The sequence below is a fragment of the Pseudomonas sp. B21-048 genome (assembly GCF_024748615.1).
Taxonomy (GTDB): Bacteria; Pseudomonadota; Gammaproteobacteria; order Pseudomonadales; family Pseudomonadaceae; genus Aquipseudomonas.
Window position 1 is genome coordinate 4,030,968 of sequence record NZ_CP087168.1, and the last position, 22,860, is coordinate 4,053,827.

Annotated in this window: 22 protein-coding genes, 4 tRNA genes and 1 pseudogene; 9 read left to right on the forward strand and 18 right to left on the reverse strand. The window is 57.7% G+C overall.

The features are described from left to right. The first annotated feature begins 81 nt into the window (after positions 1 to 81). A complete protein-coding gene (locus tag LOY56_RS18960) occupies positions 82 to 489 on the forward strand; it encodes a PA2817 family protein (RefSeq protein WP_007905217.1) in 408 nt (135 codons plus the stop codon). 86 nt (positions 490 to 575) lie between these two features. Here LOY56_RS18960 and LOY56_RS18965 read toward each other — a convergent pair whose 3' ends face one another. Further along, complete coding sequence (locus LOY56_RS18965; RefSeq protein ID WP_258616492.1) at positions 576 to 1,592, reverse strand: LysR family transcriptional regulator; 1,017 nt, start codon at positions 1,590 to 1,592, stop codon at positions 576 to 578. A 90-nt stretch (positions 1,593 to 1,682) separates the two neighbouring features. Between LOY56_RS18965 and LOY56_RS18970 the strand changes: the two genes are divergently transcribed. The 6 genes from LOY56_RS18970 (at position 1,683) to LOY56_RS18995 (ending at position 7,270) form a co-directional block, all read left to right on the forward strand. Then, positions 1,683 to 2,309 carry an alanyl-tRNA editing protein gene (locus LOY56_RS18970; protein WP_258616493.1) on the forward strand — a complete coding sequence of 209 codons (627 nt, stop codon included), beginning with the start codon at positions 1,683 to 1,685 and terminating at the stop codon, positions 2,307 to 2,309. 92 nt (positions 2,310 to 2,401) lie between these two features. Beyond that, the gene (locus tag LOY56_RS18975; RefSeq protein ID WP_258616496.1) at positions 2,402 to 2,719 is read left to right on the forward strand and encodes a hypothetical protein; all 318 of its coding nucleotides are present in this window, start codon (positions 2,402 to 2,404) and stop codon (positions 2,717 to 2,719) included. Positions 2,720 to 3,288: 569 nt separating this feature from the next. Then, the gene (locus LOY56_RS18980; protein ID WP_258616497.1) at positions 3,289 to 4,512 is read left to right on the forward strand and encodes a type II and III secretion system protein family protein; all 1,224 of its coding nucleotides are present in this window, start codon (positions 3,289 to 3,291) and stop codon (positions 4,510 to 4,512) included. Positions 4,513 to 4,631: 119 nt separating this feature from the next. Further along, positions 4,632 to 5,339, forward strand: coding sequence for a tetratricopeptide repeat protein (locus LOY56_RS18985; RefSeq protein ID WP_258616499.1), 708 nt, complete (start codon positions 4,632 to 4,634; stop codon positions 5,337 to 5,339). Positions 5,340 to 5,357: 18 nt separating this feature from the next. Continuing rightward, positions 5,358 to 5,627 carry a DUF3613 domain-containing protein gene (locus LOY56_RS18990; protein WP_258616504.1) on the forward strand — a complete coding sequence of 90 codons (270 nt, stop codon included), beginning with the start codon at positions 5,358 to 5,360 and terminating at the stop codon, positions 5,625 to 5,627. Between the two features lie 221 nt (positions 5,628 to 5,848). Next, entirely contained in the window at positions 5,849 to 7,270 is a 1,422-nt protein-coding gene (locus tag LOY56_RS18995; protein WP_258615292.1) for an IS1182 family transposase, read from the forward strand. 487 nt (positions 7,271 to 7,757) lie between these two features. Here LOY56_RS18995 and LOY56_RS19000 read toward each other — a convergent pair whose 3' ends face one another. From LOY56_RS19000 to LOY56_RS19050, 11 genes are all read right to left on the reverse strand, one after another. Continuing rightward, positions 7,758 to 8,720 carry a type II secretion system F family protein gene (locus LOY56_RS19000; protein WP_258616508.1) on the reverse strand — a complete coding sequence of 321 codons (963 nt, stop codon included), beginning with the start codon at positions 8,718 to 8,720 and terminating at the stop codon, positions 7,758 to 7,760. 29 nt (positions 8,721 to 8,749) lie between these two features. Beyond that, positions 8,750 to 9,736 carry a type II secretion system F family protein gene (locus LOY56_RS19005; RefSeq protein WP_258616512.1) on the reverse strand — a complete coding sequence of 329 codons (987 nt, stop codon included), beginning with the start codon at positions 9,734 to 9,736 and terminating at the stop codon, positions 8,750 to 8,752. Then, on the reverse strand, positions 9,733 to 11,175 hold the full coding sequence (locus LOY56_RS19010) for a CpaF family protein (RefSeq protein ID WP_258616516.1): 1,443 nt from the start codon (positions 11,173 to 11,175) through the stop codon (positions 9,733 to 9,735). Before LOY56_RS19010 ends, LOY56_RS19005 begins: the two co-directional genes overlap by 4 nt. 3 nt (positions 11,176 to 11,178) lie before the next feature. Continuing rightward, positions 11,179 to 12,399 carry an AAA family ATPase gene (locus tag LOY56_RS19015; protein ID WP_258616517.1) on the reverse strand — a complete coding sequence of 407 codons (1,221 nt, stop codon included), beginning with the start codon at positions 12,397 to 12,399 and terminating at the stop codon, positions 11,179 to 11,181. Next, positions 12,393 to 12,887 (reverse strand): TadE/TadG family type IV pilus assembly protein, encoded by a 495-nt coding sequence (locus tag LOY56_RS19020; RefSeq protein ID WP_258616519.1) that lies wholly within the window; start codon positions 12,885 to 12,887, stop codon positions 12,393 to 12,395. Before LOY56_RS19020 ends, LOY56_RS19015 begins: the two co-directional genes overlap by 7 nt. Beyond that, positions 12,887 to 13,366 carry a TadE/TadG family type IV pilus assembly protein gene (locus LOY56_RS19025; protein WP_258616520.1) on the reverse strand — a complete coding sequence of 160 codons (480 nt, stop codon included), beginning with the start codon at positions 13,364 to 13,366 and terminating at the stop codon, positions 12,887 to 12,889. Before LOY56_RS19025 ends, LOY56_RS19020 begins: the two co-directional genes overlap by 1 nt. Before the next feature lie 8 nt (positions 13,367 to 13,374). After that, positions 13,375 to 14,703 (reverse strand): Tad domain-containing protein, encoded by a 1,329-nt coding sequence (locus LOY56_RS19030; protein ID WP_258616522.1) that lies wholly within the window; start codon positions 14,701 to 14,703, stop codon positions 13,375 to 13,377. Positions 14,704 to 14,776: 73 nt separating this feature from the next. Beyond that, a complete protein-coding gene (gene cpaB / locus LOY56_RS19035; protein ID WP_258616523.1) occupies positions 14,777 to 15,589 on the reverse strand; it encodes a Flp pilus assembly protein CpaB in 813 nt (270 codons plus the stop codon). Between the two features lie 15 nt (positions 15,590 to 15,604). After that, the gene (locus LOY56_RS19040) at positions 15,605 to 16,933 is read right to left on the reverse strand and encodes an AAA family ATPase (RefSeq protein ID WP_258616526.1); all 1,329 of its coding nucleotides are present in this window, start codon (positions 16,931 to 16,933) and stop codon (positions 15,605 to 15,607) included. Between the two features lie 2 nt (positions 16,934 to 16,935). Beyond that, entirely contained in the window at positions 16,936 to 17,466 is a 531-nt protein-coding gene (locus LOY56_RS19045; protein ID WP_258616529.1) for a prepilin peptidase, read from the reverse strand. Between the two features lie 27 nt (positions 17,467 to 17,493). Continuing rightward, positions 17,494 to 17,688, reverse strand: coding sequence for a Flp family type IVb pilin (locus LOY56_RS19050; protein WP_258616531.1), 195 nt, complete (start codon positions 17,686 to 17,688; stop codon positions 17,494 to 17,496). Positions 17,689 to 18,098: 410 nt separating this feature from the next. On the opposite strand from LOY56_RS19050, the gene LOY56_RS19055 reads away from it, so the two are divergent. Continuing rightward, positions 18,099 to 18,965, forward strand: a complete 867-nt coding sequence (locus LOY56_RS19055; protein WP_258616533.1) for a DNA-binding response regulator — start codon at positions 18,099 to 18,101, stop codon at positions 18,963 to 18,965. 60 nt (positions 18,966 to 19,025) lie between these two features. On the opposite strand, the gene LOY56_RS19060 is transcribed toward LOY56_RS19055, so the two are convergent. The 4 genes from LOY56_RS19060 to LOY56_RS19075 form a co-directional block, all read right to left on the reverse strand. Beyond that, a tRNA-Gly gene (locus LOY56_RS19060) sits at positions 19,026 to 19,101 on the reverse strand. Positions 19,102 to 19,104: 3 nt separating this feature from the next. Continuing rightward, positions 19,105 to 19,180: transfer RNA gene (locus tag LOY56_RS19065), tRNA-Glu, on the reverse strand. A gap of 104 nt (positions 19,181 to 19,284) precedes the next feature. Then, positions 19,285 to 19,360, reverse strand: a tRNA-Gly gene (locus tag LOY56_RS19070). A gap of 2 nt (positions 19,361 to 19,362) precedes the next feature. Then, positions 19,363 to 19,438: transfer RNA gene (locus tag LOY56_RS19075), tRNA-Glu, on the reverse strand. A gap of 396 nt (positions 19,439 to 19,834) precedes the next feature. Between LOY56_RS19075 and LOY56_RS19080 the strand changes: the two genes are divergently transcribed. After that, positions 19,835 to 20,593 (forward strand): hypothetical protein, encoded by a 759-nt coding sequence (locus LOY56_RS19080; protein ID WP_258616534.1) that lies wholly within the window; start codon positions 19,835 to 19,837, stop codon positions 20,591 to 20,593. Between the two features lie 195 nt (positions 20,594 to 20,788). On the opposite strand, the gene LOY56_RS27065 is transcribed toward LOY56_RS19080, so the two are convergent. Both LOY56_RS27065 and LOY56_RS27070 read right to left on the reverse strand, forming a co-directional pair. After that, positions 20,789 to 21,670 carry a methyl-accepting chemotaxis protein gene (locus LOY56_RS27065; protein WP_408980393.1) on the reverse strand — a complete coding sequence of 294 codons (882 nt, stop codon included), beginning with the start codon at positions 21,668 to 21,670 and terminating at the stop codon, positions 20,789 to 20,791. 27 nt (positions 21,671 to 21,697) lie between these two features. Next, a pseudogene (locus LOY56_RS27070) lies at positions 21,698 to 22,753 on the reverse strand (methyl-accepting chemotaxis protein); the annotation flags it as partial. Between the last annotated feature and the right edge of the window lie 107 nt (positions 22,754 to 22,860).

Here is a 22,860-nt window from a genome sequence, read left to right on the forward strand (position 1 = left end):
ATCAGGGGGCTCTTTATCATGTGAAAAGGGGCGCAGGAGCTTTATACTCCCGCGCCCGTTTTGCTCTTGAGGACTTATCTCGTGTCCAACGTCGTTGCCGATCATCTCGTCTTGCTCGACCACCTGCGCAGCATCCTGGTCGCCGTAGGTGAGGCCGAACAGGTTCCCGAAGAAAGCCATGCCTTGTTCCTGGAGCGCTTCGACGAACTGCGTGCATTGCTGCCGGTCGACCCGATCGAAAGCCAATACCTGGGCCAAGACATTCTGTGTCAGGTGATCACTCGTTATCCGCAAATCGCCCATCTGGTCCCGCGCGACCTGCTGTGGTATTTCGCCGGCGACTGCCTGCATTACATGCCCGACGATGAAATCGACCTGTACCAGGCCCTTGAAGAGCGTCGCTTCGAAGCCGAACAGAACGACGAACCGTTCGACTGGAATCAGGAAAAACAGCTGCTGGCGATGTCGAACCAGGACAGCAAGCACTGATCCCCAATCAGTTATGCAAAAGGCCCGCATGGTTGAACATGTGGGCCTTTTTTTGTGGCATTGCCGAGTGATGTGGTGGTTAGAAGTCAGTCTTCGCGGGCAAGTCGGAGCAACCCATCACGCTCGGGTAATTCATACTCCACCGCGACCTTGCCCAACACCCTTGGCTTGCCCGGCTTGCTCAAGGTCGGCTCCTTCTCCAGGCACTCCACCAGATAGTCGATAAACACCCGTAACTTGGGCGGTAGATAGCGGGTTGGCGAATGCAGCAGCCAGGCGCCGCCGTGATAGGACGCCAGAAAAGTCCAGTCCGGCAGAACCTGCACAATCAGCCCCTGCTCCAGCGCATATCGGGCGGTGAAGTACGGCAGGCTGCCGATTCCGATGTGTTGCAATATCGCGTCCAGTCGCACGCCTGTGTGGTTGGCGGCATAACGCCCGCGCACGCCGACGGTCACGGCTTTGCTGCCTTTCTTGAATTTCCAGCGCGCATCGCTCGGGGTTTCGCCCAGATAGATACAGCTGTGGTTGAGCAAGTCGTGGGGATGAGTCGGCGTACCGTGTTCGGCCAGGTACTGCGGCGTTGCACAGAGCAAATGATCGATGGTCAGCAACTGCCGCCCCACCAGCCCTGCGGGTGGACGGTCGGTAATACGGATCGCCAGATCGACGTTGTCATCAATCAAATCCACCTGACGATCTTCGAGCAACAGCTCAACATTCACCTTGGGATAACGCCGCAGAAATTCCGGCATGTGCGGATGAATCACGAATCGCCCGACGGCCTTGGGCACGCTGACTCGCACCAGCCCTTGCGCTTCATAAGTGAATTGACCGCTGAGTTCCATCACCGACTTCGCCGCGCTGACCATTTCCTGGCAACGCTTGAACACCTCTTCGCCACCGTCGCTCAGGCGCAGCTTGCGCGTGGTTCGCTGCAGCAGGCGCATGGCGAGCGCCTTCTCCAGCCGCGAAATGCTGCGACTGACCGCCGAAGGAGAAGAACCTGATTGGCGTGCTGCTTCGGAGAAGCTGCCGGTCTCTACAACCTTGACGAAAATCGCCATTTCACCGAGCAGCGGCAGGGGAATATTTATGCTCACAGCGCAACAGTCCTTTGATGGTTGAACGGATTATCACGCAACTCCACGATTCATATAATAAGAATAGAAAGTTTATTAAGGGCATGGAATATGACGCTTCGCCTCTTTTTCCAAAGTGATGACCTCAAGGCCAATGTGGAAGTCCAGGATTGCACCCCCCACGAGAACGAATTCGCCGTGGTACTGCGCGCTACTCTGTTTCATCCCCAGGGCGGCGGGCAACCCGGAGATACCGGCTGGATTGGCGAAAGTCAGGTGCTGCGCGTGGTTCAGGATCCGGACCGGATCATCCATTTTGTCGACCACCCGGTAAAGCTCGGCATGATCCATATTCAGGTCGACGAGCAACGCCGCCGGTTCAACACGCGCATGCATTCGGCGGGGCACCTGATTGGTCACTTCGTCCAGGCGATGGGCTGGATGCCGACCAAGGCGCATCACTGGCCGGAGGAAGGACGGGTCCAGTTCAAACCGGGCGACAGTGCGCAGGAGGTCGATGCCCAGACCATTCAGCATGGCATCAACCAATGGATCGCCCATGACTTGCCGCGCCAGACGTCATTGCACGAAGGCGCCCGGGAAATCGGTTTCGGTGAATTGCCCGCTTACGGCTGCGGCGGTACTCATGTACGGAGCCTGAAGGATGTGGGCACAGTCACGATCGCAGCCCTTTCACAGAAAAAGGGCACGCTGGCCGTCCATTACAGCGTGGACTGAGCGTTTAGGCGATCACAGTCCCGTCATTGCCTGAGCGCCCACTTCGGCGCGTTGATTGTCACCGCCAACAGAGTTGGGCAAGGAGGTGTGACATGGCCGCTCTATGCCTCGTAGCGTCGCCGTCAGCCTCGCCGCTGAGCATCCTTACCGAGGAATTCCCGGTCAGGTTGGCGACCTTTAACGGCCTGACCCGCGACATGCGTGACGCCGGGATTGCAATCAAAGCGTTAGTGCTTTCGGACAATCTGATTTTCGTCGATTGCAAAAGTCTTGACGTGCTGTCGCGTCAATTCGGGCATGAACTTCGCGGGATGCGTTGCAACGCCGAGGGCCGATTTGCCCGCAATACGGCGACTATTCGGGGCATCGGCGTGGTCTGGTTCACGCCGGTCAAAAAGCAGGACAAATAAGTTCGCTCGAGCGTCGCCGAAGTCGCTCCTCGAACAGCCTCATGTGCCACCCACTACCCCTTAACCTGCCTATCTCCACCCTTTGAACAGAAAGTTTTCGTTCAAAGCGTGGCGCTTTGCTTTGGTTGAACTACCTTTCAAACAAGAAGAAATCATAACGGTTGGGAATGACCACATCAGGTTCAGCGATCAGATAGCGGATTGGCAAAAGGAGTTACCTCACTATGATCCTGGCAAGCGTTTTCCGGCTCTGTGTATTGATTGCCGGTTGCTTTGTAGGGGAGTCAGGTCGGCGAAAAGTGCCGTCTTTAGCTGTTACTGCTGTAGAGCCGACGCCTGTCGCTCTACTCGGCAGTTCAGGGTATCTGGATCACTAAAAACCGTTATAGCAAAGATTGTTCGCTGCTCGGTCAAACCCGCGTACTGCTGCGGTTTGCTTGTAGCACCGAGGGATATTGCCGGGGCCATTAGTCGGGGGTCTGGCGAGGTGGAGGGCCGGCCCGGGCCCCTTGTAGTGATCCGAGGCAACCCAGTTAGCCTAAAGATGGCCTTCAGCGAGGATGCACTTAATGAGCTATCGTACCGTGCCCGCTTTCAAGCGAATTATCCATGGCCTGTTCTGGACGGGCCTCAGCGTGAATGCGGCTCAGGCCGCGCCGGCCAACTGTTCACAACTGGACAGTATGCCGGCAACGTTCGAGGTCGGTCAGGGGCTGCAAAATGAACTGCGCGTCCCCGTCCCGGTGACGCAGCTGGCAGTCGGCGACCCGAAAGTCGCCGATGTGCAACCCAGCGGCAGCAATGCCTTTATCCTTACGGGTCTCACGCCAGGGGCCACCAGCCTGATGGTCTGGACCGCCTGCTCGAAAACACCGCGCCAAAGCATGGTGTTCGTCAAGGGCAAGGCCACCGCGGCGCTGACCAGCGTCTCGACAGTGCCTTCCGAAGACCCGCTGTTGCCGATCCAGGTGCAAACCGACATCCGCTTCGTTGAAGTCAGCCGGACCAAACTCAAGGAAGCCAATGCCTCGATTTTTGGCCGCCAAGGCAATTTCCTGTTCGGCTCACCGAGAACCTTGCCCACCGTCGGCGGCATTGTCACGCCGTCGGTGCCGGTGAACAACGGCATGTTCAACTTCGCTTTTGCGTCCAGCGATACTCTAGTGTCGATCAACGCACTGGAAGGCAGCGGTTTCGCCTACACCCTGGCACGGCCAAGCCTGGTAGCGCTCAGCGGGCAGAGTGCGAGCTTCCTGGCCGGTGGTGAAGTGCCGATTCCAGTGCCCAGTTCCGGCAGCGATAACGTGTCCATCGAGTACAAGGAATTCGGTATTCGCCTGACCCTGACGCCGACCATCATCGGGAAAAACCGTATCGCGCTGAAGGTGGCGCCGGAAGTCAGTGAACTGGACTTCACCAACGCCGTAAGCATCGCCGGCACCATCGTTCCGGCGCTGACCATTCGACGTACCGACACCAGCATCTCCCTGGCCGACGGCGAAAGCTTCGTCATCAGCGGCCTGATCAGCACCCGTAACAATTCCCAGGTGAACAAATTTCCGGGGCTGGGCGATATCCCGATTCTGGGGGCGTTCTTTCGCGATAACACCATCAACCGTGAAGAGCGCGAACTGCTGATGATCGTCACCCCACACCTGGTCCAGCCACTGGCTGCCAACGCACAACTACCGTCGTTGCCTGGCGAACAGCTGCGCAATTACGACCCGAACTTCTACCGCATGTTCTTCCTCGAAAATGGCGATTTCGACAGTCGCTCCGGGCTTTCACAATGAGCCAGAGCCTGAATCAGACTTGCCTCGCCCTCATTCGTAACGGTGACCTTGAGCGCTTGCCGGGACAGCTTTCTTGCCATTGGCCAGACGTTCAACGTGTTGTAGCCAAAGGACATTCGATGAAAGCAGTCATTGCAATAATGGCGACATTAATGCTCGCAGGTTGTGCCACTAATGGTGTGTCGCGACCTCCTATCTGTGCCAAGCCCGATTCGGATCAAGAGTTGGCCCTGAGTCTGGCCGACAACATGGCCAACGACGGCCGTTTGTATGCCAGCCTGGCGAATCTTGAAGGTTTGCCCGACAACCTGGTTCAGGTTCGCCTGCGCAAGGCTCGGGTGCTGCGCTTGATGGGGCGTAACGAGGCGGGGCCGTTGTATCAAAGCTTGCTCGGCACCTGTATGGCCGCTGACGGGGAACATGGCTTGGGCCAGTTGGCCGCGGCCAAAAATGATTACGCCAACGCTACCACTCACCTTGAGCGTGCGGTGAAGATGGCCCCCACCGACGACAGGATGCGCAATGACCTGGGGGTGGTCTACCTCAATCAGCGACGGATCCCTGAAGCACGCTTTGAGTTCATGACCTCCATGGAGCTCAAACAGTCCAATTCACTGGCGGCACTCAATATGGTGACGCTGCTGATCTATCAGGATAACTGGAAGGCAGCTTCCGAACTCGTGACCCGCGCCAGCTTGAGTCCTCAGCAAGTCGCAGAGGCTCAGAGTCGCGCGGAAAAACTCAAGGCTTCTGCTAAAAAAGCAGTGGCATCCGAGGGGAATCGCAGAACTGAGGTAGCCGCTGCCTCATCCAGTGCGACCAAGTAAAACGTACGAGGAGTCGAGATGAATACCAAGAGGCTGTTGATCGTGTGCATGGCTTGCCTGTCCACCAGTGCCTGGGCTATTGAACCGGGCCCCTCTTCGAAGGAGCAAAAAGGCACCGAGCAGTGGTTGGTGTTACAGAGTCGCGGTGTATTTGCCTCCCCTAAACTGCAAACTGCTTCGGCCACCGAACGTGACCTGGCCATGCAGCGTTGGCTGAACAGCTTCCTCTACCCGATTCCGGAGTTTTTTGACCAGGATATGGCGGGAGAGATCCCTGGCAGTAACTGAGGCACGTCAATGGATGATCAGCCTCTGGCGTCGTCTAGAGTGGCCTGGCTGCAAAGCCGGGCTAGACGTCGTATGCAGGAAAGCATTGGTATCTACAGATTATCCAAGCCTGGCCGGATTCCCCTGCAGGAACTGCCGCAGCAGACTGTGTGAAAACCTAGCCATTTGCGCAGCGATTCAAGAAAATGCCCCATCATTGAAAGATACGGGGCATTTTTGCTGTGGCGTATATCCAAGGTGAACCACGAAACCAGACCAGTCTATTCCCGGTTTCTCTGGAAGATTTAATACCTGAAGATCATCTCGTTCGCGTGATTGACGCCTATGTCGCAGGACTGGATCTTGTTCAATTGGGCTTCGGCAGGGCAACTCCCAAAGGCACAGGACGTCCCTCTTACGATCCTGCCGACCAGCTCAAACTGTATCTCTACGGCTATTTCCAGCGGATTCGCTCCTCGCGCCGACTTGAAGCCGAGTGCCAACGCAACGTCGAAGTCATGTGGCTGATCAATCGACTCAAGCCCGACTTTAAAACCATTGCCGACTTTCGTCGGGACAACAAAACCGCGTTCATTGCCACGTGCCGGGCCTTTGTCCAATTCTGCCGCGCGGTCGGTTTGATTGCGGGCGACCTGGTTGCCATCGATGGCAGTAAATTTCGGACGGTGGCGTCTGCACGACGGCATCTGAATCTCAAACAGCTCAAGCTCCAGGAGGAAAAGCTGGACAAGCGCATTGCCCAGTATCTGGTGCAGCTGGATGAGGCCGACAAGGACGAGGCGGGTGAAACGGTTGATCGCAGCGCGATCAAAACCGCGCTGGCGCGACTTGAAGACAAGCAGTCGAATAACCGGACTTGCCAGGCTTTGATGAAGTCTATGGATCTGGAGCAGTTCAACGCTCACGAAAGCGATGCTCGAATGATGCGCACCGCCAAAGGTCCGCGAGTTGCTTACAACGTGCAAACGGCGGTGGACGCTGAACACTGCCTGATCCTGCACCATGCAGTGACTCAGGATGGCGACGATCGGCGTCAGTTGGAGCCGATGGCCAAGGAGGCCAAAGAACAGTTGCAGCAGCCAGAGCTGACCGTGACGGCTGACGCCGGCTACTCCAATGGCCAGCAATTCCAGGCATGTGAAGACGCCAACATCACGGCTTATGTGCCGCCCAGCCGATCAAAGAACTCCAGCCGCAAAGGTAAGGATTTTTTCGACCGAAAAGACTTTGTTTACGACGTAGAGCACGACCATTACCAATGCCCTGCCGGCCAATTACTGACACTCAAGCAATTGCACAACGGCAATCGTGAGTACCAGGCCATCAAGGATTGCACCTCCTGTGCATTAAAAGCACAGTGCACCGATGCGCCTCGTCGGTATGTCTCGCGGCATGCAAACGAAGATGCCTTTGAGCGCATGGGGCAACGGATGCGGGCACATCCAGAGATGATGGTCAGCCGAAGATCCATCGTTGAACACCCTTTCGGCAACCTCAAACAATGGCTGTTCGGCAACGGCCGCTTCCTGCTGCGTCAATTGGAAGGCGCGAGAGCGGAAATGGCGCTGGCGATAAACGCCTACAACCTCAAAAGAGTGATTAATGTGCTGGGAGCACGTCAACTGATGGCGTTAATGGGCTGAATAGCCTTTTTTCGTCTGCTTCCCGCAAAGAGCAAACGCCCCGAACAAGCCGTGGCGTTTGCTTGGGCCGCGATTACTGCGTTTTCACACAGTCTGGAAGGCTGCGATCTTTTGCTCTTCAGCGATTCCCCTCGGCCATCAAAATCAAAAGATCGCAGGCTTCGCCAGCTCCTACGCTTGACCGCGTCGGTGTTCCTTAAAGAGGCGCCTGGCAAATCATTGCTTCTGCCTTGACCAGCCTGTCACCGAGCGTATCGCGACAATAGCGCTAGGTCGTGATTAACAGATTTACGCAAATCTCTGTAGGCGCTGCCGAAGGCTGCGATCCTTTGATTCAGAGGCCCGGGCAATAAATTGCCTGCCAGAAAAATCAAAAGATCGCAGCCTTCGGCAGCGCCTACAGAGGATGTGTAAACCTATGGCGGGAAAATGCAGATCAGACTCGGGCGGCAAGGCCATCGTGCTCGACAGCTTCCACCCGTTTACCTCACCCGAATGCTCTCACCACACCGATCAAGGCAGGGCCGATGGCGACCAGGAAGAAGCTCGGCCACAGGCAGAAAATCAGCGGGAAGATAAGTTTGGTGCCAATTTTTGCCCCCGCCTCTTCGGCGGCCTGCGTACGCCGGTCACGGAACTCATCGGCATAGATGCGCAAAGTATCGGCTACGCTGGTACCAAAGCGGATACTCTGCGCCAATAGGCTGACCAACCCCTGTACGTCATCCAGACCGGTGCGCACGGCCAGTTGTTTGAGCGCTTCGGTACTGGTAATGCCCGCGCGGATTTGCGCATTGACCAGGGCTAGTTCTTCAGCCAGTTCAACCTGACTGACCGACATCTCCTCAGCCACCCGCTCGATGGTCGTGGGCAGGGCCAGGCCCGACTCCACGCACACCACCATCAGATCCAGTGCGTCCGGAAACGCGGCACGCAGCCGGCCTTGTCGCGATTTTTTGCGCTTGCCGACATATATCGCTGGCAGCAGCCATCCGACAGCGGCCATCATGACCACCAACAGCAGTCCCGTGATCAAGGAAACCTTGGGAATCATCGGTAATAGCAACAACGCAATGCCGACCAACAACAGTGGTAACAGCAAGCGCACCGCCCAATATATCTGCACCGCTGAAGAGGAACGGTACCCTGCATGCGTCAACAGGGTCTGGGTGACGGACGCCTGAGCGGATTCGGTCGAGGCAAAGCGCTGGCCGACCCGCTCCAGCAACAGTTGCAGATTACCAGGAGCGTCCTGCCCGGTCGTATTGCCTAAATGACCACGCTTGATCAGCGCCAGGCGACGCTGCACCGGGTCCTGAAGACCCAGCATCAGCAAAATCACGGCGACGACCGCAAGCACCGTACTCAAACCGATCGCGCCGAGGAACAACAGACGCCCCATCTCCTCGTTCCCCGTGACCCGACTGAACAACCCGAGTAAAAAGTCCATGAACTGTACCTCCCGGTAGCGAATACCGCTTAAACCTGAATCCGGATGATTTTGCGTATCCAGAAAATCCCGACCAACATGGAGCAGAAAGCCCCGATGATCAGCTTTTGGCCCGTAGGATCATTGAGCAGAACAGGCATGTAAGTGGGGCTTGTAACTATGATCGCGATCGCCAGCACGAAGGGAATGGCCACCAGTATCCAGGCGGACATCCGCCCTTCCGCCGACAAGGTTTTGATCTTGCGCTGAAAACGGAAGCGCCCACGAATCAGGCGACTCAGACGCTCCAGCACTTCAGTCAGATTGCCGCCCGTCTCGCGATGGATGAGGATCGAGGTCACCAGCATCATCACCGTCATGCTCGGCATACGCTCGAGCAGGCCGAGCATTGCCCGGCGCACATCATTACCGTAGTTGATATCGGCGAAGGTCAGGCCGAACTCATGAGCGACCGCCCCTTTGTGCTCCTCGGCGACCAGACGCAGGGTTTCATTGAACGGGTGCCCGGCGCGCAGGGCACGGCACATGGCATCCAGCGCATCCGGCAAGCCTTCCTCAAACTCAGCGAAGCGTTTGCCACGGTCCCGAGAAATTTTCAGCAGCGGTAACCAGAACACCCCGAAGCCCGCTAGCAGCGCCATCCACCAGACCGACGAGATCATCCAGATCGAGATGCCCGTACAGGCGCCCAGGAACAGCCCGAGCAACAGCACCCGATAAGCACGATATTCATGCCCGGCCTGCTCGATCATCTGTGTCAGGTTCGCCATAAAGGGCAACTGCTCGAGCATGGCTTCCAGCGGCGACAATCGAGTCAGGTATTTCTGCCGCAACACTGTCTGCATATTGGGCAAATTGTTGGCTTTCTCCAGTACATGCAAACGGCCGCGAATGCGCTTGCGCATCTTGCCAGCCTCGCCGAACACCGGTACCACCACGCCTTGGGACAGAAGGAACACGGCGATAAACACCATGCCGAGGAACATCAGAATGAATTCACTGGGAATATTGTTCATGACTGCCGTGCCTCCATCCACTCAGGCCTGAACATCGTCAGCGGCAACTCGATGCCGCGCTTGGCCAGCACATCGCGGAAGGCCGGGATCATGCCGCTGGGGCGATAATCGCCAAGCACTTCGCCGTTCTCGCCCATGCCTTGACGCGCAAAGGAGAAGATTTCGGTCATGGTGATGATCTCGCCCTCCATGCCGTTGATCTCCTGCACGCTGACCAGCCGGCGCTTGCCGTCCTCCTGACGTTCCAGCTGGATCACCACGTCGATGGCCGACGCGATCTGCTGCCGCATGGCCTTGATCGGGAAGGTCGCCCCGGTCATCGACACCATGTTCTCGATTCGCCCCAACGCATCGCGTGCGGTGTTGGCGTGGATGGTGGTCAATGAGCCGTCGTGACCGGTGTTCATGGCCGTCAGCATGTCCAGCGCCTCGGCGCCGCGTACTTCGCCGATGACAATGCGGTCCGGGCGCATCCGCAGGCTGTTGCGCACCAATTCCCGCTGACTCACCTCGCCACGCCCCTCGATATTCGAAGGCCGGGTTTCCAGGCGCACCACATGGGGCTGCTGCAGTTGCAGTTCGGCCGAGTCTTCGATGGTGACGATCCGCTCGTTTTGCGGAATGAAACTGGACAGCACATTGAGCATGGTGGTCTTGCCGCTGCCGGTACCGCCGGAAATCAGCACGTTCAGGCGCCCACGGACAATCGCCTTGAGCAGCAGGGCAATGGCCGGGGTCAACGTCCCTACCGAGATCAAACTGTCGGTGTTGAGCAGGTCCACCGCAAAGCGGCGAATCGACATGCTCGGGCCGTCGATGGCCAGCGGCGGGATAATCGCGTTGACCCGCGAACCGTCCTTGAGCCGGGCATCCACCAATGGCGAGGACTCGTCGATACGCCGCCCCAGGCTGGACACGATGCGGTCAATGATGTTGAGCAAATGCTGATCATCGCGAAAACGCACATCGGTCCGTTGCAGTTTGCCGAAGCGCTCGACATAGACCGAGGCATGGCCGTTGACCAGAATGTCGGACACGCTGTGATCGGCCAGCAACGGTTCCAATGGACCCAGGCCCAGCACCTCGTCGGTGATCTGCTTGATAATCAACTGGCGGCTGACGGAACTCACTGGCGCCGAATGTTCATCGAGCAAGCGCTGGCAAATATCGCGAATCTGCCGCGTGGCTTCGGCCTGTTCAAGGGAGTCCAGCAAGGACAGGTCCATGACCTTGAGCAATTGCTGGTAGATCTTTTCCCGCCACTCGGCCTCCACCGGGGTGACCTGGCTTCTGGTTTCGTAAAGAACATCCGGGACTATGTGCTCCCACGCCATCATTTCATCTGCCGGATCCGGCAGATCATCGCCCAACTGAGTCGCCGACGAAGAGGCGGGTTTACCGGACTGTTTGCGCAAGCGGTTACGAAAGTCGCTGATCATGGGTCATCCCCCGAAAAAACGGTTGAAGGCGCGTTTGAGTAAGCCTTTGTTCCCGGCTACCTGTTGACCGACCAGGTCCTCGGTCATGTCGCGCAGTGCGGCAGTAATCGCTGCCCTCGGCGCATGCAGGCCCAACGGCACGCCAGTGTTCTGACTCTGGCTGACCAGGTTGAAGTCGTTGGGTATTTTCGACAGATTGGTGCAGCGCAGCGCCTCGCCGATATCTTTGAGGCTGATCGCTCCCGACTTGTCAAAGCGGTTGACCACTATCTGCAATTGATCCCCGCGCACACCCAGGTCATCGCGAAGAATCCGCACCAGGGAGCTGGCATCGCGCAGATGACTGACGCTCTGCTGCACCACTACGTACACCCGATCCACCTGCTCCAGCACGGAGCCGGTGAGGTGGTCGATTTGCCGCGGCAGGTCGATCACCACCCAGTCATAGCTGGCGCGAGCCAACTTCAACAGGGTGTCAAGTTGCTCGGGTTGGGCATCTTGCGGCAGACACAGCTCACCGGCCCGACCACCCAGCACATGCAAGGTGGGGCTGAAGTGACTGCAAAAACCGCGTAGCGCGACGCTGTCCATGCCGTCGATCTGATGCAACACCTCCAGATGGCTGTGCGACTGCGCCACATCCAGATAATGCGTCACGCTGCCAAATTGCAGGTCCATATCCAGCAACAGGGTACTGCCGCCCCTGGCACTGAGCTGCTGGGCCAGGTTGCAGGCCACCAGGGTTCCGCCGGAGCCGCCCTTGGCGCTCATCACGGCGATCAATTTCCCTTCCGCCCCACTGCCGGTCCGAACCTCCATGACCAGCCGATTCAAGGCGGCGACCAGTTCTGCCTCGGCGATGGGCTCCGGCAGCACGTCACGGGCACCGGCCTGCATCGCCATGCGCATGCCTTCCTGATCGCTTAGCAGACCGCAGACCAACATCGGCGGACGTTCATGGGCCGGGTGCAGCAACAGCGCCGCCAGCTCCTCGCGCCACAGGTGGCTGACGCGCAACAGCAGCAGATCGGGCATCCGGTCCAGACCGTAGAGCGGGTCGACATGCCCGTTGCTTACCAGGCGAGTGCTCACCTCAAGACCGGGCATGCGCTGGCAGACACTCTGCAGATCGCGCAAAGAGGTGGCATCACGGCTGCTGATCAGCAACCGGAGCCCGGCTTTGCCAGTCGAGCTGGAGACTGGCGTTTCCTTGGTATTCAGCATGGTGTGATCTCCCCGGAATCGGAATGACGCCCGAGGCTTTCGCGTGGCAACGTTGCCCTGAATGTGGGCAAGGTAATGGGCACGCCGAACCCGGGAATAAACAGGTTGAAAACGAAGTTTTGCAGGCTCAACTGGACGTAGCGGATGGCACGGAATCCAGTGACCCCACTCGTGTCGCCAGGGTTGGCCACCAGAGCACCGTTTGCATCCAGATAAGTCAGTACCAGGTTGCTAGTGGTCAGATCGGTGATCAGCTGGCTCGTACCGGCATCCCCCGCGGCATTGAAAATCGCCCGCTGCAGGATCACCGGATCGCTGATATTGCACACTGCCGCCAGGCGTGCACCGCGACGGGCTGCTTCATCCAATGCATTGACCGTGAAGTACAGGCGGCCCATTTCCAATACGGCGAACAACAGCGTGAATACCAGCATGCCAATGATGGCGAACTCCACGACATAGGTGCCGCGCATGCGTTTGCGATTCATCACAGTGCCCTCATGACAGTCGTGGCGACCAGCGGAATGCTCAGCGCAATCTGACTACCAAAAAAACCCGGAATCGAGCCGGTACAATTACCACTGCCAATCACCGGACAAAACGTATAAGTGATGGTGACCCGCACATGGTCGGCACCCACAGCAGCGACCTCCACCATGCCGGTCGTCAACCCTGATACCACAGGGCTGCCGGTATTACTGGGCACACCATAGACCGCGACATTTTTCGTCTGGGTCTGTAGCGTACTGCTCAAAGAAATCTCGCCGAGCGTCGAGTTCCAGGCCTGGCCGGCGACGAAGCGGTCGGCATCACGACTGGCCTGCAGCAGCACGTTGTACTGATAGAGCATGCGACCGAACTCACCGAAGGCGAGCACCAACAGCAGCAATATCGGCAGCACGAGGGTGAATTCCACCAGGGCCAAGCCCTGCTGGGCCTGTGCTCGTCTAAATGCGTGAAGTCTCATGACGCCTCCTACGAGTCAGTGCTCGGAGTGCCGCTGCCGTTGAGATAGGTTTTGTAAAGCTGGATGATCTGCGGACCGGAATCGCCCGTCGGATTAGGACCGGGTACGTTGTCGCCTTCGCACTCCTTCACAAACTGGCCGAAGATTTGCGCTTCCGTGCCGCCGTTACTCATCGGCTGCACCACGTAATAGCAGCCAAACCCCAGGACCGGGACCGTGGTTGAGCCGCCCTGTTTACCGGTGCAGTCACCCACAACGATTTTCATCATCCGGCGCTCGAACACCCCGTTGCTTTCACAGCCACTGCCGCCCCCTGCCACACACGCGGCAACGCTCGCACGCCAGTCGTTGTAGTCATATATCGTGTTGCCGCCCGCTGTGAGATTGCCGTCGCTCGATGTGACAGTTTGCCCTTGGTACTTCTTTTCTTCCGTTGAGCCGTCGTAAGTGATCGCGGGGTTGCTGGATGTCGTCACCAGGTCTGGCGGATAGTCCGAGGAATTGACCGGCCCCTGATAGATGCCGAAGCGCGTATTCAAGCCTTGAGACGCAGGGCCCACCGTGTTGCCGGGTTTGGTCTGGACATTTTCCCCCACGTTGCGGCAGACCGAGCCGCCTCCGGCCATATCATCCCTGACCGAACTGCCGCCCGAACCAAAATCGAGCAACTGAAAGTTGCCTGGACCAATGGGGGACGAATTGCCGGCAGCCGACTTCAATACTTGCAAATCACCAAATTGGAAGCCCCAGAACATGCCAGCGTCCGGGTCGTATTGACTCGCCTCGCCACAGACCATCAAAGGTGCGAGATCACACGGGCTAGTGGGGCTGGGGCCTGCCGTGGCAATCGCCGCCACCGCTTTGTTCCCCACGGAGCCGAATGACTGGGCGAAGTTCCAGAAAAACCCCGTCAGGTTATAGTTCGGCACCGATACCCGAACGTATTTGGCATCCGAAGGCCCGGGATAAGAGAACGGGCCATAGACGAGGCTGGACAATTCCACCACCGCGAAGCCGTTGCCGCCGACAGCCGCTGCCAATTCATTGTTGCCCGGAGCATTGGCATTTTGCATCAGCGTATTGAGCGCGGCAGCCTGCGTCGCGCTGGCAGCGTTGACTTCTCCCGCCACCTGACTCAGGGTTTTGGCACCACTCAGGGCGGCGGCGTCTACCGCATTCTGCAGGCGCGTTTTGTTCAGCAACATGTGTCCGCCGTCCAACGCCAACGCCGCCATCATCGCCATCGCCGCCAACGCGATTACCATCAATACGCTCACCGATCCTTCCTGGCGCCTTGGCGTCGCAGTGAACGGCTGCTGAATACGAAGATTCATCATCAAGCCCTCATTTGCCGATGCTGATCCGGATCGGCTCCGCCAAGACCTGGTGTCCAGGACCTGTTGCGCCCTATCAGCGAATGTTGACTACTTTGGTTTCGATCCCACGAATAATGGTGATGGCTGCGCCACCCTCGCCACTGCTTCTACGCTGTACTACGCGTTTTGGCACCGTGGCAGTGGCCACCGCCATGACCGGTGCAGCAGGCGCAACGGTCGCTATTTTTTTCTCGGAGTTCAGCGGATTGCGCAGGGTCAGTTGCAATTTCCCTTCTGTTTGCGCGGTGACCAGGGTTTCAGCCTCTGCAGTCGTCATCTCCAGCGTCACTGCACGCACCACCACCGGTTGGGTCTTGTCCGTCCCTGCCGTCTGGTCCACCGCCAGCACCCGCAAGTTCTCGAGGATGGTCCTGGACACGGCGTTGTTACCGCCGGCACTGGTGGTTTTGGTCGCCAGAACATCGACCCGGTTACCTGGCAGAAGGAACCCGCCCACGCCAACCACATCGTCCACGCGTACCGATATGGCCCGTTTGTCTGTCGCAATCAGCGAGGCAAGGGTACTGCCACCCAAGTGCTCACTCAGACGCGCGCCGCGCATGATGTCGCCCTTCAAGATGTCGAACGTTGCGATCTTGCCTACTGCTTTTTCGGTGGAATCGAAGGCATCGTCCGGGATCGTGTCCATGGGCATGCGCAGGGTCGTGACCTGTTGAGCCTCGACCATCTGGCCAAATGGAATTTCTACCGTGGCAACCACCACGCTTCGAAGGTGGTCATCCGGGGTGGCATTGAGCCGGGCGCTCAGCCAGGAGTCGGCCATCCATGCAGCACCAAGGCCCATGACCAGGGAAACGCCTATCAGGGAAACAGTACGAGAGCTCATGTCAGTATCTCCGCATCAAAGAAAGTCGAGCTGGACGAAATAGTTGTGCCAGGCCCATTCCAGTTCCTGTGGCGACAGAGCCCCGGAGCCGCCCAGGTAACGCTGACGGTCGAGTGCCATGTTCAGGAGATCGCGGGGATGGCAAGGCACCAGGGGCATGCCTTCACTTGCATAAAGCCTTTGCAGCACATAACGCAGCAGCAACGGGTCAAAAGGAATGCCCAGACGCTCGCTTTCCTGACGCCAGATCTTTTCGTACTCCTCAGGCTTCAGGTAACCGAATTGCAGCTTGTAGCCAATCCGGCGCAGGAAGGCCTCATCGGCCAGCTCCAGGGGATTGAGGTTGGTGGAGAACACCAGAATCAGATCGAACGGCAACTCGCAATGCCGACCACCGCCCAGGTTGATGAAGTCGCGCTTCTCTTCCATCGGTACGATCCAGCGGTTCAACAGCTCGGCGGGTGCCATGCGCTGGCGTCCCATGTCGTCGATGATGAACAGGCCATTACTGGCCTTGAGCTGCAAGGCGGCCTGGTATTGACGGGTGTAGGGGTCATAGCGAACGTCCAGCTGTTCCATGCTCAGCTCACCGCCCGTAATCACGATCGGGCGTTTGCAGCACAGCAGACGACGGTCGATCCCTTCGTTGAGCATCAGACTGTTCGGTTGACTGTTGTCATCCAGGCGCTGATGCACCTGCGGGTCATAGATCTCGATCACCGACTCGTTGATGACGATAGCGTGAGGCACCCAGATGGCCTCGGCGAACAGACGAATCAGCCGACTGCTGACATAAGTCTTGCCGGTACCCGCAGGGCCATAAATCATGATTGCGCGACCGGAGTTCAAGGCCACGCCCAGCTGATCGAGCATGCCCTCGGTAAGCACCACGCCAGCAAGGGCGTTGTGCATATCGTTGGCATTGATACGACCATGATGAATGGTCTGGAGTTTGATCAGGGAACGGTAGGTACTCACCGGAAAAGGTGCCGCGCCGATGTAGCCACTGCGCGACAGGGCATCGCGGGCGGCACTGCGTCCGCGTTCGGTCAGACCATAACGCAGCATCTGCCCACCGGATTGCCCCATCTGGCCAAGCACTTCGACACGGCCATCCTTGCGCAGAAACGCCAGAACTTCTTCCAGTACGGCGCCGGTCAGTGCCAGGCGCTCCACCAGCCGCGGCATGTCCAGCACGCCGGCGTCATGCAGATGCTTGCATACCAACTCACCGAGAAAACTGTCTGTAAGACCGGTATCGCTGATTGTGCACGGCTGAGGCGCCAGTCGTTGCACCGCGTCCCGGTCGCTGGGGTAGGCATCACTATCGACGATGACGTGCATGACTAAGCTCCCAATCCACCGGCAACGAGTTGCCAGTAGACGCTATTCAAAGTGCCGATCAGGATGGCGATCGAATAAGGAAAAGGTTTGCCGGCCACTTCATCTGAAGTCGGCGCAAAATAGGCCTGCGCTCTCAGAATCAACCAATAGCGCCCGAAGGTCTGGCGCAATTGACCGCGAACCAGGACTATCAGAAAACCGCACACGCCACCGGCTATCAGGCTGAAAAAGGCAGCCCACAACGCGAAATGAAACGGTAGAAAACTGCCGACCATGGTCATTAGCTTGACATCGCCGGCGGCCATGCCACCAAAAGCGTACATGGGCAGAAACAGCCCAAAACAGATCAGCATACCCAACAGGCCGTCACCCAATCCGCTGACACCACCTGAATAAGTCTGACCGGCCAATCCCAGGGCAAGGCCCAACAAGACCAGCATGTTGGGAATACGGTGGTGAAGCAGATCGCTCACCACCGCGACGGCCAGCAGTCCTAGCAGTACAACTGTCGACACCAGCAATTCCATGGACATGGCACGTCTCCCGATTGCGAGTTATCGTTAGCAAGCGACCCCACCGTTGACCGCGGCGCACAGTGCATCGATTTTGGTTTCCACCTGACCTCCAAGCGCCACGAACGCTGCGGCGACAGTCACCGTAATCAACCCACCCGCCACGGCGTACTCCACAATGGTCAGGCCATCTTCGTCTTTGATGAACTTCATTACCGAAGCCTTGATTGTTTGCATGATCATTTTGCCCACCTCACTCGTATGTTGTTTTTTCGGAAGGCAGTGCGTTCTGCTCTGCCTGGATGCAACCCTAGTCAGGAGCAAGGCATAGGCGTTAGGAAGATTTTGCACATCACTAGGACTTTTTTGCGGGGGGTGCCAACTACCGTTAATTGGCTTTTGGAAGGAACGACGGGGTAAAAAAGGAAATGACTTGCGAATGCGATTGTCGTTGATTCACAAGCGACGAGCGGTTGAGGCTCGGGACATTGATTCCACGCTAACAAACAATCGCGCAGGGTCGATTTTCAAACGAAATATAGAGCGCATAGAACTAAAGCATGAGTTCCTTATAAGCATTTAGTCTGCAAAGTGATCGAACGTTAGCAATACTACTCAGCGAAGAGCGGCGCTAAGAACCCCAGAGTAGAGACATGACGTCCAATTTGACCAGAAGGCCATCGCTACTGTGGTTCGATCTGACTCACGATCGTTCCACGAAGGAACTCATCGCGCAGTTCGAGGGTACCTGCGACTGCAAATTGACGAAAAACTCCGTGTTGCCCCACGGGGAACAGGCCGACATGATCTGCATCCATTTCGATCGCCCCGACACCCCTGGCTTGAGGCTGTTGCTGGAAATCAAACGCACCACCCCCACCATCCCGATCACCATGTTCACCGTGCAGCACTCGGAAGAACTGGCGGTATGGGCCATGCGTTCCAGTGTCTGGGAATACATGGTGCTTCCGCTCTCAGCCTCCGAGAAAAAGCGCTATCTGACGGCGGTGGTGCAGTTATGCGAGTTGCGCCGAAATGTCCACGGCCAGGGCCAGACATCGTTGATCGATCACTCCCCGACCCTGCCGGACAGCATCCGACTGACCGCTGGACACCAAAAACACCAGGCGCTGAGCCATATCATGCTGTACATCGACCAGCACTTCCGGGACAGCATCGACCAGAGGGATTTAGCCAAGCGCTGCGGCATGACAACCTTCCGCTTCAGCCGCCTGTTCAAGGAAGCCAATGGCGTTGGTTTCACCGATTACATCCTGGACAAACGCATGAACTTCGCCAAACAACTGCTCGACAACAGCCAGATGCCGATTACCAGTATCGGCTATGAGGCCGGCTTCAAGGACCCGTCCTACTTCGCTCGCGCCTTCAAGCAGTTCGTCAACTGCACGCCCAGCGAATACCGTCTGACCTGCCAACTCAGAGCGGTAGCCGCACAACCGGCGCTGGAGGACACAACCGCTGAAGTGCTCGAAAGCCTGGTGCAGAGCCTCGGAAGTTGAGGCAGCTTTTTTCACGCGCATAAAAAAACGCCGCTCAATGAGCGGCGTTTTCTTTGAATTTGGAGCGGGAAACGAGACTCGAACTCGCGACCCCGACCTTGGCAAGGTCGTGCTCTACCAACTGAGCTATTCCCGCAAATGGCGTCCCCTAGGGGACTCGAACCCCTGTTACCGCCGTGAAAGGGCGGTGTCCTAGGCCACTAGACGAAGGGGACACGCTGCCCGGAACACATGGTGTGTGTTTCGGTGCCCAGATCCGCATCCGAAGATTTGGTTCTGGTTTCACTCAGCCCTGCCCGAAAGCAAAGCTGTTTAAAACTGGAGCGGGAAACGAGACTCGAACTCGCGACCCCGACCTTGGCAAGGTCGTGCTCTACCAACTGAGCTATTCCCGCATTGGCGTCCCCTAGGGGACTCGAACCCCTGTTACCGCCGTGAAAGGGCGGTGTCCTAGGCCACTAGACGAAGGGGACACACGTACAACATTCACTCCCTACCGCGTTTCGCTGTGTGCTTTACGCTGTAAGTGGCGCGCATTCTATGGATGGATTGAGGGGTCGTCAACCCCCAGATATAAATTTATTTAAATCAATGACTTCGCCCTGCTTTCAGCAGCGTTTCAGGCTTTTCCGTCGACTGACCTTTGGCGCCTATATTCTGGCATCCAGCAAGGCGCTATAGTCCACGCCGAGATGATGGCAATGTGCACCTCGGGCGCTATTTACTTATATATGCAGCCATACGGCCGATATAAGCAGAGCCGTCGTCGATTCAACTCGTCGAGCGGTCCTATGCGCCCCAATGCCAAGCCACTACACTCGATTCGCATGCGAACCCCATAAAAAGAGGTCTTACCGGTGACACCACTCATGATCACCCTGCTCGTCGTAGCCGGGATCGCACTATTGATCGCCATTGGCTACATGAACCATGTGGTGGAAAACAACAAGCTGGAAAAGGCCCGCACCAAGGTCGAACTCAATGACCGACTGCGTCGCTGCGGCGAAATCACCGAAACCTTCCCCGGTCAGTTGATGACACCGGCGCTCAAGCTGCTGTTGACCCGTCTGGAGCTGAACGTCTGCCAGCGTTTGCTGAACCTGGAAAATACCAATGCCACATTAAAGGCTCGGATTACCGAACTGAATGCCTTGGTCGCGCAAGGCGAATCGATCCCGGTCAACAACCCGCCGGCACCGATCCAGACCGAAGCCAAAGCCAAAGACGTGCGCTTCCTGCTCGAAGCCCTGCATGGCCAGATCACCCGCGCCGCACAGGACGGTTTCCTGCCGACCAACGAAGCCAAGCGCTGGATCCGTGAGGTCCGTCACATCCTGGTCCTGCTGCACATCGAATTCTTCAACAACCTGGGTCAGCATTCCCTGCAACAGAACCAGCCCGGCCAGGCCCGCCTCGCCTTTGAACGCGGTGTGCAATACCTGCGCAAACAACAGGAACCACAGATTTACGCTGAACAGCTGGAATACCTGGAGAAACTCCTGGCCCGCGCCAACGCCCAGGTCATGGACAAGATCGCTCCGGTTGAAGGCGAGGTGAACCAACTGACCGAAGGCCTTAAAGACGCCGAGGCTGATGCCGACTGGAAGAAAAAAGTCATCTACGACTGATCAGGCGAATGCTGAAAAGCCACCGGGTCAGATTTAATGCCAGTCAGCTAAGAGATAAAACAAGCGATAAGTAACCTGTGGCGAGGGAGCTTGCTCCCGCTGGGCCGCGAAGCGCCCCCCTATCCCCAAAAAGAGGGGAACTGCTTCGCAGTCCGACGGGTGCAAGCTCCGTCGCCACATGATGGAGGGCAGCCCCTACAGCCTGAAGTGCCCCACCATCCCCTTCAACTCAACCCCCAACTGCGCCAACTCAATACTCGACGCCGCATTGCCCCGCATCGCCAATGACGACTGATCCGCACTGGCGCGAATACTGGTGACACTGCGATTGATCTCCTCGGCCACTGAACTCTGCTCTTCAGCAGCCGCCGCAATCTGCTGGTTCATCTGCTGAATCAACGACACCGCTGCCGCAATGCTCCCCAACGCGCTCTCAGTCTGCAACGCATCGCTCACCGCCAGCTTCACCAATTCGCCACTGTTCTGAATCTGCTGCACCGACGACTGCGCCGCCGAGCGCAAGGCACTGACCAGTCGCTCGATTTCTTCGGTTGATTGCTGAGTGCGTTTGGCCAGTGCCCGAACCTCATCGGCCACTACCGCAAAGCCCCTGCCCTGCTCGCCGGCCCGCGCGGCCTCGATGGCCGCATTGAGGGCCAACAGGTTGGTCTGTTCAGCGACACTTTTGATCACGCTGAGCACCGTGCCGATGTTCTGGATTTGCGCACTGAGGCTTTCGATGCTGGAGCTGGCCGAGGTCGCCGAGTCCGCCAACAGCTCGATCCGCGTCATGCTCTGACGCACCACCTGCTGACCGCTTTCGACCTTGCCGTCCGCAGTTTGCGCCGCCTGAGCAGCCTCCTCGGCGTTACGTGCGACGTCGTGGACCGTGGCGGTCATCTGGTTCATCGCGGTGGCGACCTGCTCGGTTTCTTCCTTCTGGCTGCTGACTTCAAGGTTGGTCTGCTCGGTCACCGCCGACAGAGACTGCGCTGAACTTGCCAGCTGTTCGATACCGGCCTGCAAACCACCGACGATACTGCTGAGCCCCGCGCCCATCTGTTGCATGGCTTGCATCAACTGGCCGATCTCGTCGCGGCGGGTCACTTCAATCGTTGCACTCAAATCGCCCGCGGCGATCTGCTGAGCAACATGAATCACCCTGCGCAGCGGCGCAACGATCAACCGGGTAATCACCCACGCCGCAATCAGCCCCACTAGCAAGGCCAGTGCCGAAGAGCCAATGATCAGCAGCGAATTCTTTTTCAGCTCGGCCTGCATCGATTGATCTTCGGCTACATAGGCCTGATCCACTCGCTCCACTACTTGAGCGGCACGCTGATGGAGTTGTTCGTAAACGGTCTTTTCCTGTGCCAACAGGTCGGTGTACTCGGTGAGTTTTTCACTGAAACCGGCGATGTGACCGGACACTTCATTGAGAACCGTCTGATACCCCTCATCCTTGATCGTGGTTTTCAGTTGCCCAGCCTGGGTCAGCGCCTGGTCGGCCTGTTCGATCTTGCCCTGCCCGCCGCTGTCGTCGCCCTTGCGGCTCTGGTCCAGGCGGAGGCGCGCTTCGTTCATGGCTTGCAACATCAACCGCGAAACCTGGCTGACCTGATTCGCCTGCTCGATGAATTGCGCGCCGTCCTTGCCCGCGGATTCTTTCAAGGTATAGGCACCATCATCGGTGAGCCCGGCCTGCAGCACATCGAGGTTATTAGCCACGCTGGACACCGACCAACTGGCCATTTCCAGTGCCAGGTCCTTGGCCTGACTCAGCGAGACGAACTCGTCAAACGCCTTGCGATAAGCCCCCAGAGACTGTTCGACGTCATTCATGATCGGCACATTGGCCGCCGACTGTGCCTTGAGTTCGGTCGCCAGGGCGATCAAAGCGTCCACCCCGGTGTGCAAGGCGTCCGCGGTTTTCGGATTACCGTGCAAGGCGTATTCCTGCTCAAGCAGGCGAACCTTGAGCAAACCGCTGTTAAGCGACGACATCTGCTTGAGCCCGTCGAAGCGCTGACTGATGGTTTGCAGGGACCTTACGCCGATGGCCGCCACCAAGGCTGTCAACAGCAGCACCAATACAAACCCGACACCCAGTTTTTTCGCCATACCGAGGTTGGCAAAACGTCCTTGCACGGCCGAAATCATTGCGCTTAGTCCCCTGCCATTGTCTGTTGATGCAGATTCGCAACGGGCTTGGGCCAACACAAGTCTCTGGCGTCGGAATAATGGCCAAAAGCTACGTCCGCGTCGCT

Excerpts from the sequence above, each read along its gene's own strand:
- LOY56_RS19045 (WP_258616529.1), bottom strand. The coding sequence starts at position 17,466 with ATGTCCATGGAATTGCTGGTGTCGACAGTTGTACTGCTAGGACTGCTG.
- LOY56_RS19025 (WP_258616520.1), bottom strand. The coding sequence starts at position 13,366 with ATGAGACTTCACGCATTTAGACGAGCACAGGCCCAGCAGGGCTTGGCC.
- LOY56_RS18970 (WP_258616493.1), top strand. The coding sequence starts at position 1,683 with ATGACGCTTCGCCTCTTTTTCCAAAGTGATGACCTCAAGGCCAATGTG.
- LOY56_RS18990 (WP_258616504.1), top strand. The coding sequence starts at position 5,358 with ATGAATACCAAGAGGCTGTTGATCGTGTGCATGGCTTGCCTGTCCACC.
- LOY56_RS18980 (WP_258616497.1), top strand. The coding sequence starts at position 3,289 with ATGAGCTATCGTACCGTGCCCGCTTTCAAGCGAATTATCCATGGCCTG.
- LOY56_RS18985 (WP_258616499.1), top strand. The coding sequence starts at position 4,632 with ATGAAAGCAGTCATTGCAATAATGGCGACATTAATGCTCGCAGGTTGT.
- LOY56_RS19020 (WP_258616519.1), bottom strand. The coding sequence starts at position 12,887 with ATGAATCGCAAACGCATGCGCGGCACCTATGTCGTGGAGTTCGCCATC.
- LOY56_RS27065 (WP_408980393.1), bottom strand. The coding sequence starts at position 21,670 with ATGCAAGCCATGCAACAGATGGGCGCGGGGCTCAGCAGTATCGTCGGT.
- LOY56_RS19000 (WP_258616508.1), bottom strand. The coding sequence starts at position 8,720 with ATGGACTTTTTACTCGGGTTGTTCAGTCGGGTCACGGGGAACGAGGAG.
- LOY56_RS19055 (WP_258616533.1), top strand. The coding sequence starts at position 18,099 with ATGACGTCCAATTTGACCAGAAGGCCATCGCTACTGTGGTTCGATCTG.
- LOY56_RS19040 (WP_258616526.1), bottom strand. The coding sequence starts at position 16,933 with ATGCACGTCATCGTCGATAGTGATGCCTACCCCAGCGACCGGGACGCG.
- cpaB (WP_258616523.1), bottom strand. The coding sequence starts at position 15,589 with ATGAGCTCTCGTACTGTTTCCCTGATAGGCGTTTCCCTGGTCATGGGC.
- LOY56_RS19080 (WP_258616534.1), top strand. The coding sequence starts at position 19,835 with ATGATCACCCTGCTCGTCGTAGCCGGGATCGCACTATTGATCGCCATT.
- LOY56_RS19015 (WP_258616517.1), bottom strand. The coding sequence starts at position 12,399 with ATGCTGAATACCAAGGAAACGCCAGTCTCCAGCTCGACTGGCAAAGCC.
- LOY56_RS19050 (WP_258616531.1), bottom strand. The coding sequence starts at position 17,688 with ATGATCATGCAAACAATCAAGGCTTCGGTAATGAAGTTCATCAAAGAC.
- LOY56_RS19010 (WP_258616516.1), bottom strand. The coding sequence starts at position 11,175 with ATGATCAGCGACTTTCGTAACCGCTTGCGCAAACAGTCCGGTAAACCC.
- LOY56_RS18975 (WP_258616496.1), top strand. The coding sequence starts at position 2,402 with ATGGCCGCTCTATGCCTCGTAGCGTCGCCGTCAGCCTCGCCGCTGAGC.
- LOY56_RS19030 (WP_258616522.1), bottom strand. The coding sequence starts at position 14,703 with ATGATGAATCTTCGTATTCAGCAGCCGTTCACTGCGACGCCAAGGCGC.
- LOY56_RS19005 (WP_258616512.1), bottom strand. The coding sequence starts at position 9,736 with ATGAACAATATTCCCAGTGAATTCATTCTGATGTTCCTCGGCATGGTG.